13 protein-coding genes are annotated in these 12,798 nt (G+C 61.0%); 4 read left to right on the top strand and 9 right to left on the bottom strand.

What is annotated here, in order from left to right; translation table 11 throughout:
* Positions 1-103 precede the first annotated feature (103 nt).
* The 8 genes from A8O26_RS23170 to A8O26_RS23135 all read right to left on the bottom strand — a co-directional run bounded on the left by A8O26_RS23170 (position 104) and on the right by A8O26_RS23135 (position 8,367).
* A complete protein-coding gene (locus A8O26_RS23170) occupies positions 104-973 on the bottom strand; it encodes an isocitrate lyase/PEP mutase family protein (RefSeq protein WP_064120045.1) in 870 nt (289 codons plus the stop codon).
* A gap of 166 nt (positions 974-1,139) precedes the next feature.
* Positions 1,140-2,174: an arginine N-succinyltransferase gene (astA, locus tag A8O26_RS23165; RefSeq protein ID WP_064120044.1), complete on the bottom strand. Its 1,035-nt coding sequence runs from the start codon at positions 2,172-2,174 to the stop codon at positions 1,140-1,142.
* Positions 2,175-2,235: 61 nt separating this feature from the next.
* Positions 2,236-3,252 carry an arginine N-succinyltransferase gene (locus tag A8O26_RS23160; protein ID WP_064120043.1) on the bottom strand — a complete coding sequence of 339 codons (1,017 nt, stop codon included), beginning with the start codon at positions 3,250-3,252 and terminating at the stop codon, positions 2,236-2,238.
* A gap of 118 nt (positions 3,253-3,370) precedes the next feature.
* Positions 3,371-4,720: an APC family permease gene (locus tag A8O26_RS23155; RefSeq protein ID WP_064120042.1), complete on the bottom strand. Its 1,350-nt coding sequence runs from the start codon at positions 4,718-4,720 to the stop codon at positions 3,371-3,373.
* An 81-nt stretch (positions 4,721-4,801) separates the two neighbouring features.
* The gene (locus tag A8O26_RS23150) at positions 4,802-5,554 is read right to left on the bottom strand and encodes an N-formylglutamate amidohydrolase (RefSeq protein ID WP_064120041.1); all 753 of its coding nucleotides are present in this window, start codon (positions 5,552-5,554) and stop codon (positions 4,802-4,804) included.
* Positions 5,538-6,869, bottom strand: coding sequence for a glutamine synthetase (locus A8O26_RS23145; protein WP_064120040.1), 1,332 nt, complete (start codon positions 6,867-6,869; stop codon positions 5,538-5,540). The genes A8O26_RS23150 and A8O26_RS23145 overlap by 17 nt, the downstream gene beginning before the upstream one ends.
* A complete protein-coding gene (locus A8O26_RS23140) occupies positions 6,866-7,510 on the bottom strand; it encodes an isochorismatase family cysteine hydrolase (RefSeq protein ID WP_064120039.1) in 645 nt (214 codons plus the stop codon). Before A8O26_RS23140 ends, A8O26_RS23145 begins: the two co-directional genes overlap by 4 nt.
* Before the next feature lie 2 nt (positions 7,511-7,512).
* The gene (locus A8O26_RS23135; RefSeq protein ID WP_064120038.1) at positions 7,513-8,367 is read right to left on the bottom strand and encodes a MurR/RpiR family transcriptional regulator; all 855 of its coding nucleotides are present in this window, start codon (positions 8,365-8,367) and stop codon (positions 7,513-7,515) included.
* Between the two features lie 330 nt (positions 8,368-8,697).
* On the opposite strand from A8O26_RS23135, the gene A8O26_RS23130 reads away from it, so the two are divergent.
* Together A8O26_RS23130 and cobF are read left to right on the top strand one after the other, a co-directional pair.
* Positions 8,698-9,267, top strand: coding sequence for a histidine phosphatase family protein (locus tag A8O26_RS23130; protein WP_064120037.1), 570 nt, complete (start codon positions 8,698-8,700; stop codon positions 9,265-9,267).
* Positions 9,267-10,022 (top strand): precorrin-6A synthase (deacetylating), encoded by a 756-nt coding sequence (gene cobF, locus A8O26_RS23125; protein WP_064120036.1) that lies wholly within the window; start codon positions 9,267-9,269, stop codon positions 10,020-10,022. The genes A8O26_RS23130 and cobF overlap by 1 nt, the downstream gene beginning before the upstream one ends.
* Before the next feature lie 107 nt (positions 10,023-10,129).
* On the opposite strand, the gene ftrA is transcribed toward cobF, so the two are convergent.
* Complete coding sequence (gene ftrA / locus A8O26_RS23120; protein WP_064120035.1) at positions 10,130-11,104, bottom strand: transcriptional regulator FtrA; 975 nt, start codon at positions 11,102-11,104, stop codon at positions 10,130-10,132.
* A gap of 101 nt (positions 11,105-11,205) precedes the next feature.
* On the opposite strand from ftrA, the gene A8O26_RS23115 reads away from it, so the two are divergent.
* Positions 11,206-11,634, top strand: coding sequence for a rhodanese-like domain-containing protein (locus A8O26_RS23115; protein ID WP_064120034.1), 429 nt, complete (start codon positions 11,206-11,208; stop codon positions 11,632-11,634).
* 280 nt (positions 11,635-11,914) lie between these two features.
* Positions 11,915-12,694, top strand: a complete 780-nt coding sequence (locus A8O26_RS23110) for an ABC transporter substrate-binding protein (RefSeq protein ID WP_064120033.1) — start codon at positions 11,915-11,917, stop codon at positions 12,692-12,694.
* The last annotated feature ends 104 nt before the right edge of the window (positions 12,695-12,798 follow it).

Genomic DNA, 12,798 nt, shown 5'->3' with positions numbered 1-12,798 from the left:
GCTCGCTCCCACAGTGGATCTTGGGTGTACACCCTATTGGTGTTCGACACAGATCAAATGTGGGAGCGAGCCTGCTCGCGAAGGGGCCGGTGAAGCGTGTGCCTCACTCCTTGACGCTCATGTATTCCTTGGCCCAGAGAATGTATTCCTCCGGCTGGGTATAGGTGTGCGTCAACTCGGTCGCGCTCAGGTCGGACGCCTGGGTGAAGATCTGTCGCTGTTCGCGCAGGCTGTCGTAAGTGGCCTTGATCGCCGCGAAGTAAGCGCCGTGGCCATCGATGGTCACACGCACGCCGAGTTCGGCCAGGCGTTTGTCATCACGCAGTGCCGGGTTGCCGTAGGTGACCAGCATCAACGGCACGGTCAGATGTTCGGCGATCTGTTCCAGTTGATCAAAATCCTGAATCCCGACCATGCAGATGCCGTCAGCACCCGCTGCCTGATACTGCCGGGTGCGGCTGATGATTTCCTGGTTTGGCAGGATGCCGGCATTGGTGCGGGCGATGATTGCCATTTCCGAGTCGACCCGGGCTTCCAGTGCCGCACGGATCTTGCCGACGCCTTCGGCAACCGTGATCAAGTCGGTGGATTTGCGCCCGAATTGCGCCGGCAGCAAGGTGTCTTCGATGGTCAGGGCGGCGACGCCGGCGCGCTCCAGTTCGACGATGGTGCGCATCACGTTAAGGGCGTTGCCATAGCCGTGGTCGGCGTCGGCGATCACCGGCAATTGGGCGACGCGGCCGATACGGGTAGCCTGTTCGGCGAACTCGCTGAGGGTGATCAGGGCGAAGTCCGGTGCGCCGAGCACCTGCAACGAAGCCACGGAACCGCCGAGAATTCCCACTTCAAAACCCAGGTCAGCGGCGATGCGGGCGGACATCGGGTCGAACACCGACGCGGTGTGGTAGCAGGTGTCGGAGGCCAGCAGCTGACGGAAACTACGGCGCAAATCTTGATGAGAAAGCCTGGTCATACGAGTTCCACCAATACAAAGGAATGGAAAGGCTTGAGCAAATGTGTCAACGCCGAAGAATGAAAAGGCTATCACGCGAATGGGTCAAGGATCATGACGAATTTACGCCGTGACGCTGGAGGATGAATTCTGCGCTGAAAGGATTCATCTCCAAAGGGGCGGGCAGTCAGGCCGCCACGGCCTGCTGCTGTTGATTGGGCAGCATCACCGCGCGTACCGAATTGCCCGGTTGCAGTTGCAGGCGCTTGGCGGTCAGGCGGTCGATCATCAGGCTGCTGCCGACCCGGCGGGCGCGGGCGACAGTGATACGACAGTTTTCCAGACGACGGTTATGAATCAGCCACAGCGGTGCCTGTTCGTCCGGGGTGCCGAGGCTCAGGGTCAGCTCAAGGCTGTCGCGCACCGTGCGAATGTTGCGCACCGGCGCTTCGATCACCGGGCCACCGTCGAAAATATCGATATAGCCTTTGTGGGTGAAACCTTCCGCTTGCAGGATTTTCAACGCCGGCTCGGTATTCGGGTGCGCCTGGCCGATGGCCGCTTGCGCCTGTTCAGTGAGCAGGCAGGTGTACAGCGGCTGGCGCGGCATCAGTTCGGCGATGAACGATTTGTTGCCCAACCCCGACAAGTGATCGGCGTGGCTGAAATCCATCTGGAAGAAGTGCCGGCCCAGACTGTCCCAGAACGGCGAACAACCCTGTTCATCGGCACTGCCGCGCAGTTCGGCGATCATCTTCTCGCCAAACAGGTGCGGAAACTCGGCGACAAACAGCAAGCGCCCAAGCGATAGCAGCCGGCCGTTGCTGCCGTGACGGTAATCATGACCGAGGAACAACGAGCACAGCTCCGATTGGCCGGTCAGTTCGTTGTTGAGGAACAGCGTCGGAATCTGCCGCTGAATGCCCAGGTCCGGCGCCGAACTCACGGTCAGCCCGACCCGATAGTTGTACCAGGGCTCACGCAGGCCAACCGCGCCGGATAACGCGCTGACACCGACCACGCGCAAGTCATCGTCTTCGAGCACGAACAGGTAATCGGCATCGGCACGTTCCACTTGTTCGGCGAACGCCCGTTGCGCCCAGCGCACCCGGTGGGCCAGGCGATCTTCGTTGGCCGGCAGGGTGGTGAACCCCGGGCCGGCCTGGCGCACCAGCGTCATCAAGGCTGGCAAGTCGTTGACTTTGACCGGGCGGACAATCATGCGGTAACTCCTTCTGCGCGCCTGTTCGGGCACTGTCGTTGGGTGCTGAACCGGGCGCGGTTCACAGGGCAATCAGGCGGATCGGGTTGCCATCGGTCACGTTCAGCGCCGTACACATTGCCGGGGTGAGCGCCAGCGGTTGACCGGGCTGGTAATCCAGTTCGGCGATGATCGCGCGGTAGTTGTGCAGCGCATCGTTGCTCAGCAGATAGCGACCACGGGCATCGATGTGCGCCTTTTGTTGCACGGGCGCCGTGTGGCTGCGGGCGATCGAACGGATATTCGCCGTACGCGCATACAAGGTCGGGCCGGCATCGAACAGGTCGATGTAGCTGTTGGTTTCAAAACCTTCGCGTTCGAGAATGTCGAACGCTTCCTGGCCGTCCGGGTGGATGCGGCCAATGCAGGCCTGCGCATCGGGCGGCAGCATCGGCACATAGATCGGGTACTGCGGCATCAACTCGGCGAGAAAGGTGCGGCTCTGCAACCCGCACAGGCGCTCGGCTTCAGCGTAGGGCAGGTCGAAAAAATGCTTGCCCAGCGCGTCCCAGAACGGTGAATGACCGTTTTCGTCGCTGTAGCCGACAATTTCGGTGATCACCGCTTCGGCGAAGCGTGGCGCGTGGGCGGCGATAAACAGCAGACGCGCGCGCGAGAGCAATTCGGAAAACGGCGTGTGCACCAGCGCAGCGTCGATGTGAAAACCACGCAGTAGCGTGTGATCGTTGAGGTCGTGACACAGCGACAGCGCCGGTACACCGTGCTCGATGTTGAGCTCCCGCGAGGCGCTGGTGAAGTGCCGATTGCGCAGGCTGTAGAACGGCTCGTTGAAGCCGGCAGTGGCGAGAATCTCCGAGCAGCCGAGCAGGCGCTGGCTATCAAGGTCTTCCAGCACGAAGAAGTAGTTTTCCGGGCCCGGCGCTGCGGCGTCGCTATCGAAAGAGGCGCAGGACGCGAGGATTTTGCCGCGCAGGCGTTCGCTGTCGTCCGGCAGCGACGTCACGCCGACCAGACTGTCGCGGGCCAGTTGATGCAACTGCGGCAGGTCGGTTATCTCGACTGGGCGTAAGACCAGCATGGATGTACTCCTGTATCAAAAGGTCCGGCGAATTCGCCGAACCTGACTATCACTGTCGGTTTCCACGCGATAAATCGGCGCTCGCCTGATCTGTTGTCAGACGCCGCTCTTTTTCTTGTCAGCCATTGCTCGGATCAGGCAGCGCGGTACTGGCGCCGAGCTTGTTGAGGAAGAACAGATACACCAGGCCCAGAGCAATCCAGATCAGGCCGAGTTTCTGCGCATCGACGCCCATGTTGTACATGATGGCCGCGACGATGATGAAGCCGATCACCGGGCAGATCAGGTGACGCACGACCTGACCGGACTTTTGCCGACGCCAGTAGTAGTTGATCACCGTCAGGTGCAGCAGCATGAAACCGCTGAGCGCGCCGAAGTTGACCAGCGAGGTCAAGGTGTCGACCGAGTTGATGAACAGGTAGCAGATCACCAGCGACAGCACCGCGACCAGATAGATGCTCAAGTACGGCGTGTTATGTTTCGGGTGCACCTTGGCCAGCACTTTCGGCAGCTTGCCGTCGCGGGCCATGCCGAACAGCAGGCGCGAGACCGCAGCTTGCGAGGTGATGGCCACGGCTACGCCCCAGGCCAATGCCGTGGCAACAGCGGTCAGAGTCGCCAGCCAACTGCCAGCGGCAATTTCGGCGATTTCATAGAACGCAGTGTCGGCGGACTTGAAACCCATGCCCGCGGCCAGATCGGTGGCGATCCAGGTTTGTGCGACGAAAATCAAGCCCATGACCAGCAGGGTGATCAACGCGGCTTTGCCAACGCTCTTGCCCGGATCGCCTTTGATTTCCTCGGCGAGGGTGGAAATCGCATCGAAGCCGAGGAACGACAGCACCGCAATCGACACCGCTTGCATCAGCAGGGCGAAGTTGAAGGTTTCCGGGTGATACAACGGCGCCAACGTCAGCTCGCCGTTGCCAGCACCGTTATGCAGGGCGTTCCAGGCGTAAAACAGGAAAATCCCCAGCACCACCAGTTGTGCCAGCAGGAAGACGATGTTCATCCGCGCGGTGAAGGTGATGCCGCGCAGGTTGACGAAGGTTGCGCTGACCAGGAACGCCAGAATGAAGCCTACTTTCGGGATGTCCGGGTACAAATGGTTGAGTGCCATCGCCGCATAGACGTAGAGCAGCGGCGGGATCAGCAAGTAGTCGAGGAGCATCAGCCAACCGGCGAGGAAGCCGACGTGCTGGTTCAGGCCGCGCTGCGCGTAGGAATACACCGAGCCTGCAATCGGAAAAGCCTTGGCCATGCTGCCGTAGCTCAACGCCGTGAACAGCATCGCCACCATGCCGATGATGTACGCCAGCGGCACCATCCCCGGTGCCTCGGCGTTGACGTAGCCATACACACCGAACGGGGCGATGGGGATCATGAAGATCATCCCGTATACCACCAGGTCGGTCAGCGTCAGGCTACGTTTCAACTCTTGCTTGTAGCCGAATTCTTCAATTTCCATGAAGCGCAACTCCTTGTCAGCCAGTCGGTCGTTTTTTCGTTGTTATATCGGTCCATCGTTTACAGCGTCAGCAGTCTTTCGTTACAGCAATGGCGCGAGGTATCCAGCCCAGCGCGATACGGCTTCGGGGCTGCGCAGCAAGTCGTTACGCACCTCGATCAGCACTGATTCCAGGCCTCGCGCATCGCCGTGCACCGGCACGGTCATGTCGCCCAGCGGATCGATCTTGTACGGCTGATTGCCAGCGACCTTCAGCGGATGTTCACCGAGACCGTCGAGCAGACGCTGCGCGTAGGCCTGGGCCTGATCGAACAGCACGCCGATTTCCAGTGGCCGGGGCTGGCCGTAGTACACCGGGGTAAAACTGTGAATCCCCACCACCCGCACCGGTTGGCCCTTGGCAACACGCTCGTCGATCAGTGTCTGCAAGCGGGCGTGAAACGGCTTGAACAGCGTCTGGCGGCGGTATTCGCGCGTGGCTTCGTCGAGTTCGCGGTTGCCCGGCACCTGATAGATTTCGCTTTGCGCCGGGATGCTGTCCGGCGCATGCCGTGGGCGGTTCAGGTCGATCAGCAAGCGTGAATAGTTGGCGCTCAACAGCGTCGCGCCGAGCGCTTGCGACAATTGCTCGGCCAGTTGCAGTGCGCCGATGTCCCAGGCGATGTGTTCACGTGCGGCGGCATCGTCCAGGCCCAGATTGTTCAGGGCCTCGGGGATGTAGCGACTGGCGTGTTCGCACACCAGAATCAACGGGTGCGTCGAGTCGGCGCGGCTCAGGTTGTAGACCGGTCGGGTGTACAACCCAAGCTCGGCGGATTCAGTACAGGCGTGCATAGTGCTCACACAGGTCAGCGGGCGAGAGCTGTTCCGTCAGCGCCAGTTCCTCGGTTTTAAGGGCGTGGTAGGTGTCGAGCAACGGCTTGGGCAGCCATTGGTTGAAGGCTGCACTGTCACGCAGGCAATCCAGTGCCTGGGCCAGCGAGGCGGGCAGGGCGACAATGCCCCGGGCCTTGCGTTGTTCGTCGTTGAGTGAATCGGGTACTTCATCGGTGATGGCGTTGAGCGCCAGGCGCTGTTCGATGCCCAGCCGCCCGGCGATCAGCAGCGCGGCCATCGCCAGGTGCGGCGAGGCGGTGGCGTCCATGGCGCGGAATTCGAGGTTGAACTGCTGCGCCACGGATTTGCCGCCCAGGGTCACGGTCGGACAGATGCGCAGCGCCGCTTCACGGTTCTGCTGCCCCAGGCAGGCGTAGGACGCGCTCCAGTGATGCGGCTGCAAGCGTTGGTAGGAAACCGGCGTCGGTGCGGTGAAGGCACACAGCGCCGGCAAGTAATGCAGAATCCCCGCCGCCCAATGCTGGCCGAGGCTCGACAGGCCGTTGCTGGTGCCGGCGTCATACAGCATCGGTTGGCCGGCCAGATCGAGCAGGCTGACGTGCAGATGCACGCCGTTGCACACCGCATTCTCGGCAGTCTTCGGCGCGAAACTCAGGTCGAGGCCCATCTGCCGGGCGATCTCGCGGGTGATCTCGCGCACATTCACCGCGCGGTCTGCCGCCGCCACGCCGAGTGTCGGGCGGCAAGTGATTTCGTATTGATGTTTGCCGTATTCAGGCAGGAACATTTCCGGCTCGACGCCGCCGGCGCGCAGGGCGCTGAGCAGCCAGCCGCCGAATTCGGCGCCCTGACGCTGAGCTTCGAGGGAAAACGCCAGATGTTCGGCAAAGCCTGCGTGCAGGTTGAATTCATGTTCGAACGCGGCGTTGACCTGCAAACCCAGTTCGTCGCGATAGCGGGCGATTTCGTCGTGCAGCAGCGTGCGCGGGCAGGCGCTCCACGGGCGGCCATCGGTTTCGCGGATATCACCGTGAATGAAATCCAGCGCCGGCGCATCGGCATCCGGGCCGTTGCCGACCGTGACGCGACTGCTCAGATCGGGAATCAGCCGCAGGTCGCCATAGGCGCCCCATGGGTTGCTCGAAGCGATGATGTCCTGCGGCGTGAGTGCACTGTTGGCCGGCACCCAGCCGCAACCGGCCGCTTGATAGTGCTCCAGTTCATCGGTGGGAAACGAGCGGCCACGGGTGATGCCGATCAGGTCCGTGGTGACGATGGTGGTCATCGGTAGCGGCGTCAGGCGCGTGCTCATGCTTGCATCTCCTGCAAGCGGCCGAGCACGGTGGCGGTGTCGGTGATCCAGCAATAACCCTTGATTGCGTTCAGGCAGGCCTGATGGCGTTCGGCGCTGTAGGTGGCGCAGGCGTCTTCGACCAGCGTGACCAGATAGCCGCGATCAGCGGCGTCACGCACGGCCATGTCGACGCATTGGTCGGTGACGATGCCGGCGATGATCAGGTGCCGTGTCTCCAGGTTGCGCAGTACGTAGTCGATGTTGGTCGAGTTGAAGACGCCGGAAGAGGTCTTCGGCAGGACGATTTCGTTTTCCACTGGCGTCAGTTCGGCAATGATCTGTGCCTGCGGGCTGCCCTTGGGCAGGTGCATGTCCGACAGTTTGTGGTCGAGTGAACGGTCGCGGCCATCGGCGGTGAGGCTTTCGATAATCGTGTGCAGGACGTTCTGCCCGGCTTCGCGAAAGGCACTGAGCAAGCGTTGCTGGTTGCCAATCACCTGCGTGCGCGCACGGTTGAGGAAATACTCGGCGTCGGGACCGCTGAGGTGCGGGTCGAACTGCGGTTCGAGCCAGGCACGCTGCATATCCACCAGCAACAGTGCGGTGTGGTCAGTGACAAACGGCAGATCCCGCGGCGAGCGGTGGGGAAGGCTGAACATCCTTATTTATCCTCCAGCAGGTGGGTGTTGAAGTCGTTGCGCAGGGCATCGATGCCTTCCAGGCGATCGGCCAGGTCCGTGCTGCGCAGGGTCAGGCAGGCGATCAAGGCTTCGACCTGAGCCAGCGCCGGCACCATGGTGTCGAACGGTGACGCCGACTCCACCGGGGCGCTGATGATCAGATCGGCCAGTTCGCGCAATGGCGAGGCGTAGATGTCGGTGAACAGCACCACGCGGGCGTTGTTGTTTTTCGCGGCGCTGGCGACACGCAGGGCCTGGGTCTGATAGCGGCGATAGTCGAACAACAGCACGACGTCCTGACGCTGCAGGTCGAACAGACGATCGGGCAGTTGCGCGTTGTCTTCCAGGGCGAAGCAGCCGGGACGCAGCAAGCGCAAGTGATTGAGCAGGTAAGTCGCCATCAGGCTGCTGAAGCGCCCGCCAAAACAGTAGATCTGATGCCGCGTATCCAATAGCCAGTCGGTCAGGATGCGCACATCTTCAGGTTGCGTCAGCGATTGGGTGTCCACCAGCAGACGGTGGCTGTCAGCCAGGTAGTGGCTCCAGGCGTCATCCTTGTGTTGCTGGGCGCGTGGCTGCAACAGCGTGCGCGGCGAGCGCAGGCGATGGTCCATGTCGCTGAGCAGGGCCTCCTGGAATTCGGCGTAACCACCAAAACCGAGCTTTTTCACCAGACGCACAATGGTCGGATCGCTGACGCCGGCGTGTTCGGCCAGACGCGCCATCGGCCCCAGGCCATTACGCGGGTATTGATCAAGTAAGGCACGAACGACTTTGCGCTCCGATGGCGTAAGGTCCAGGCCTGGATCGGTGATCAAGTCTCTAAGAGGGGGCATCCGGGCTCCTGCTGGATGAGGGTGTTGAATTCGCTTCATAATCCGTTAAAACAGTATTTATGTAACTGACGCTACATGTCTAGTGAATTTTTTGCCGTGTTGAGGAAGTCCACAAAGAGGGCAAGATGCCCGTGTAATAAGGCCTACATCGAAGGCGATCGAGCTTGTAGTCCATCGCCCATGGTGGTGTCAGAGATTGCCGCTTTTTTAAGAAGGATGGTTTTAACCGGGATCTTTCGGACTGCCCCGCAGCCCGCGCTTTACGGCACAATTACCGACAGAGCGGCATCGCGCCGTTGATGTTCATGCCTCACGACAGAGCGAGTCATCGTGCAGACCACCCGTTTAACCCTGATGTGCCATGCGCGAACCGTCGCACAAAAACTGGCGTGTTTTCCTACGAACGAGCCCGTTGAAAATATCCAGTTGACGTCTGAAGCGCTGGCCGCGCGTTTTGCCCAGCCCCGGCGCTTGTTGTGTGGCCCGGAACTGCGCACACGCCAGACCGCTGCGTGGTTCGGGGCGGATGCCGAAATCGACGACGCACTGCGCGATTGCGACTGGGGGGATTGGCACGGCAAGTCGATCAAGGACTTGCAGCGTGAAGACAGCGCTGCGTTGCTCGCCTGGCTCGCTGACCCACAGGTCGCACCGCCGGGTGGCGAGTCCGTCACGCAACTCGCCGCCAGGGTGGCTGCGTGGCTCACGAATTTGCAGCCAACGCCGGGCCATGTCGTTGCAGTAACTCATCCGTACGTGGTTCGCGCGGCATTGATGCACATCGTGCAAGGGACGGCCTTCAACGCCATTGATGTCGAGCCGCTGGCGGCGATCGAACTGCGCTTCAACGGTATCTGGCGACTACTATTGCCGGGCATTGATCCTGAGGAGACTTTCTGATGAAACAATTGCTGGTCATCGGCATTGGCGCCGGCAATCCGGACTACATCACGATGCAGGCGGTGAAGGCACTCAACCGCGTCGACGTGTTTTTTCTGATGGACAAAGGCCAGAGCAAAGACAAACTGATCGATTTGCGTCGCGACATCTGTGAACGCTACATCACCGATCGCCGCTACCGTTTTGCCGAGGCTCACAGCCCGGAACGCCAACGCGGCGATGTTGATTACACCGCCAGTGTCGATGAACTCAACCGCGCCAAGCAGGCGACCTTCGAACGGCTGATCAATGACGAATTGTCCGACGACCAGTGTGGCGGTTTCCTGGTGTGGGGCGACCCTGCGTTGTACGACAGCACGCTGCGTATCCTGCAGGCGATTCTGGCCTCGGGTCGCTGTGCTTTCGAGTATGAGGTGATTCCGGGGATTACCAGCGTCCAGGCCTTGGCGGCGCAGCACAAGGTGGCGTTGAACACCATCGGCCGTTCCGTTGAAATCACCACAGGCCGGCGGCTGGCGGCGGGGCTGGTGAGTGATGCGGACAGTCTGGTGGTGATGCTCGATGCCGAAGATTCCTACCAGCGGGTGGCGGATCCACAGACCGAGATTTACTGGGGCGCCTACCTGGGCACGCCGGACGAGATTCTGATCAGCGGCAAGTTGGCCGATGTGGCGGACGAGATCGAGCGGGTGCGCAAGGCCGCTCGGGCCGAGCATGGCTGGATCATGGATACCTATTTGCTGCGCAAGCCTTAGATTTTCGATGACTGAGTGGGCCTCTTCGCGAGCAGGCTCGTTCCCACAGGGGAACGCATTTCAGAGGTGGGAGCGAGCCTGCTCGCGAAAGCGGTCGTCCAGTCACCTCAGGAAACAGCACTGACCCCGCGCCCAAACCGCTCCCGATACACCGACGGCGGCACGCCGACCACGCTGCGAAATGCCACGCGAAAACTCTCCACCGAGCGATAACCACAGCGCTGGGCAATCTGTTCGGTGTTGTGCGGCGTGCTCTCCAGCAACTCCCGCGCCCGCGCCAGCCGCTCATGCTGCAACCACGCCTTGGGCGACTGACCGCTGGCTTCAGTGAAGCGCCGCAGAAATGTCCGCTCACTCATCGCCGCTTCGCTGGCCAGATCGCGCACTTCCAAAGGTTCATGCAAACGCTCGCGCGCCCACTGCATCACCCGTGACAAATCGTTGCGGGGTGTCGCGCTGACCGGTGTCGGAATGAACTGCGCCTGACCACCGGTGCGCTGTGGCGACATCACCAAACGGCGCGCCACGGCGTTGGCGACTTGCGTACCGAAATCCCGCGCCACCAGATGCAGGCACGCATCAATGCCGGCCGCGCTGCCGGCCGAAGTGATCAATTGGCCGGCGTCGACGTAAAGCACATCGGCATCCACCGCGATCGCCGGAAAGCGTTGCGCCAGTTCTGCGGTGTAACGCCAATGGGTGGTCGCGCCGTGGCCGTCGAGCAGACCCGTGGCCGCCAGCACAAACACACCCGAGCAAATCGATAGCAGCCTTGCGCCGCGGGCGTGGGCCTGGCGTAACGCCTCGAGCAGCGCTGGCGGCACCGCGGCGTTGCGGTCGCGCCAACCGGGGATGATGATCGTGCGCGCTTGCGCCAGCAGTTCCAGACCGCCGTCGGCCAGTACCTGAATCCCGCCCATGGCGCGCATCGGCCCTTGATCGACTGCGGCAATGGCGTGTGCGTACCACGGGAAATCGAACTCCGGTCGGGCAAGACCGAAGATCTCTACGGCGATGCCGAACTCGAACGTGCAGAGGCCGTCGTAGGCGAGAATCGCGACCAGTCCTGGTGAAGTGGGCATTTGGCGGAAAACTCCCGGTAGGTGTCTTGTGCGCCACTGTAGCGATTCGCGGCGGCTCGATAAAGTCTGTTCACACCCGTTCAGATGAAGGAGCACTGCCCATGACCAGCCTGGTTCGCGAAATCCCTGCCGCCCCGTCGGCGATTGCCTTGATGCATTTCAGTAACCGTCTGACCTTCGAAACCGATTGTTCCGACGTACACAGCAGCCAGGAGGCCGGGGAGATCGACTTCGTGCTGGTTGATGTGCGCGGTCCGCTGGCGTTCGAGAGGGGCCATGTACCCGGCGCAATCAACATTCCGACACGTCTGCTGACGGCCGCAGGGTTAAGCGAATATCCAATGAACACTCTGTTTGTGGTCTATTGCGCCGGCCCGCACTGCAACGGCGCCAACAAGGCTGCGGTGAAACTGGCGGCGTTGGGCTACCCGGTCAAGGAAATGCTCGGTGGCGTCACCGGATGGCTGGATGAAGGTTTCGAGCTGAACGTGCCGCACGTCGCCCAAGCGCCGATCAGCTGCGCCTGCTGAATAATCGGTGGAGTTGCCGCAAGCCACTCCACCCGGTTTTTTGCGCTGATTGATGAGCCGATTGAGGGCGTGTCCTACAGCCTTTGCCCCACGACGGCGCAGTCGTTGACCCCGGTCAACCGGGTTGCCGAATTCCTGTAAGTATTTGTCGCTTAAACACAATTTGCCCTGTGCGCGCCGCCATAGACTGCCGGCCACTTCGGTTTTTGCCTCTAAATGGCCATGACCGAACGCTGAATCGAAAGCTGCCAATAAAAGCCTCCGCACACAGGAGTAATAAATGAAGAAGCTAGTGATGTTCGGTGCCCTGGCACTGTCGATGTTGTCCCTGACCGCTGTGGCCGAAGACGCCAAGCCGATCCGCATCGGTATCGAAGCCGGTTACCCGCCATTCTCGATGAAAACCCCTGACGGCAAACTCACCGGTTTCGACGTCGACATCGGCGATGCGCTGTGTGAGCAGATGAAAGTCAAATGTACCTGGGTCGAGCAAGAGTTCGATGGTCTGATCCCGGCGCTGAAAGTGAAGAAAATCGACGCGATCCTGTCCTCGATGACCATCACTGACGACCGCAAGAAAAACGTCGACTTCACCATCAAGTACTACCACACCCCGGCGCGCTTCGTGATGAAGGAAGGCTCCGGCATCAAAGACCCGCTGACCGAACTCAAAGGCAAGAAAGTCGGCGTGCTGCGTGCCAGCACCCACGACCGTTTCGCCACTGAAGTGCTGGTGCCGGCCGGGATCGATCTGGTGCGTTACGGCTCGCAGCAAGAAGCCAACCTCGATATGACTTCGGGTCGTCTTGACGCCATGCTGGCTGACTCGGTCAACCTCAGCGACGGTTTCCTGAAAACCGACGCCGGCAAAGGCTTTGAATTCGTTGGCCCGACCTATGAAGACGCCAAGTACTTCGGCGGCGGCGCCGGCATTGCGGTGCGCAAGGGCGATACCGCGCTGGCCGAGCAGTTCAACAAGGCCATCACCGAAATCCGCGCCAACGGCAAGTACAAGCAAGTGCAGGACAAGTACTTCGACTTTGACGTGTACGGCCATTAATACGCCGTAGAAAAAAGTGGCCCCGTTTGCGCGGTGGCCACTTTTTTTGCGCTCGAATTTGATAGAAGAACCCTGTGGGAGCGAGCTTGCTCGCGAATACGGTT

The organism is Pseudomonas fluorescens, assembly GCF_001648775.1.
GTDB classification, from domain to species: Bacteria; Pseudomonadota; Gammaproteobacteria; order Pseudomonadales; family Pseudomonadaceae; genus Aquipseudomonas; species Aquipseudomonas fluorescens_M.
Note: the sequence above shows the minus strand (reverse complement) of the source record. Positions and strands in the feature narration are given on the sequence as shown.

What these genes read in the sequence shown, in the direction of transcription:
- A8O26_RS23135 (WP_064120038.1), bottom strand. Translation starts at nt 8,367, where the DNA reads ATGCCCCCTCTTAGAGACTTGATCACCGATCCAGGCCTGGACCTTACG.
- ftrA (WP_064120035.1), bottom strand. Translation starts at nt 11,104, where the DNA reads ATGCCCACTTCACCAGGACTGGTCGCGATTCTCGCCTACGACGGCCTC.
- A8O26_RS23145 (WP_064120040.1), bottom strand. Translation starts at nt 6,869, where the DNA reads ATGAGCACGCGCCTGACGCCGCTACCGATGACCACCATCGTCACCACG.
- cobF (WP_064120036.1), top strand. Translation starts at nt 9,267, where the DNA reads ATGAAACAATTGCTGGTCATCGGCATTGGCGCCGGCAATCCGGACTAC.
- A8O26_RS23155 (WP_064120042.1), bottom strand. Translation starts at nt 4,720, where the DNA reads ATGGAAATTGAAGAATTCGGCTACAAGCAAGAGTTGAAACGTAGCCTG.
- A8O26_RS23160 (WP_064120043.1), bottom strand. Translation starts at nt 3,252, where the DNA reads ATGCTGGTCTTACGCCCAGTCGAGATAACCGACCTGCCGCAGTTGCAT.
- astA (WP_064120044.1), bottom strand. Translation starts at nt 2,174, where the DNA reads ATGATTGTCCGCCCGGTCAAAGTCAACGACTTGCCAGCCTTGATGACG.
- A8O26_RS23110 (WP_064120033.1), top strand. Translation starts at nt 11,915, where the DNA reads ATGAAGAAGCTAGTGATGTTCGGTGCCCTGGCACTGTCGATGTTGTCC.
- A8O26_RS23115 (WP_064120034.1), top strand. Translation starts at nt 11,206, where the DNA reads ATGACCAGCCTGGTTCGCGAAATCCCTGCCGCCCCGTCGGCGATTGCC.
- A8O26_RS23170 (WP_064120045.1), bottom strand. Translation starts at nt 973, where the DNA reads ATGACCAGGCTTTCTCATCAAGATTTGCGCCGTAGTTTCCGTCAGCTG.
- A8O26_RS23140 (WP_064120039.1), bottom strand. Translation starts at nt 7,510, where the DNA reads ATGTTCAGCCTTCCCCACCGCTCGCCGCGGGATCTGCCGTTTGTCACT.
- A8O26_RS23150 (WP_064120041.1), bottom strand. Translation starts at nt 5,554, where the DNA reads ATGCACGCCTGTACTGAATCCGCCGAGCTTGGGTTGTACACCCGACCG.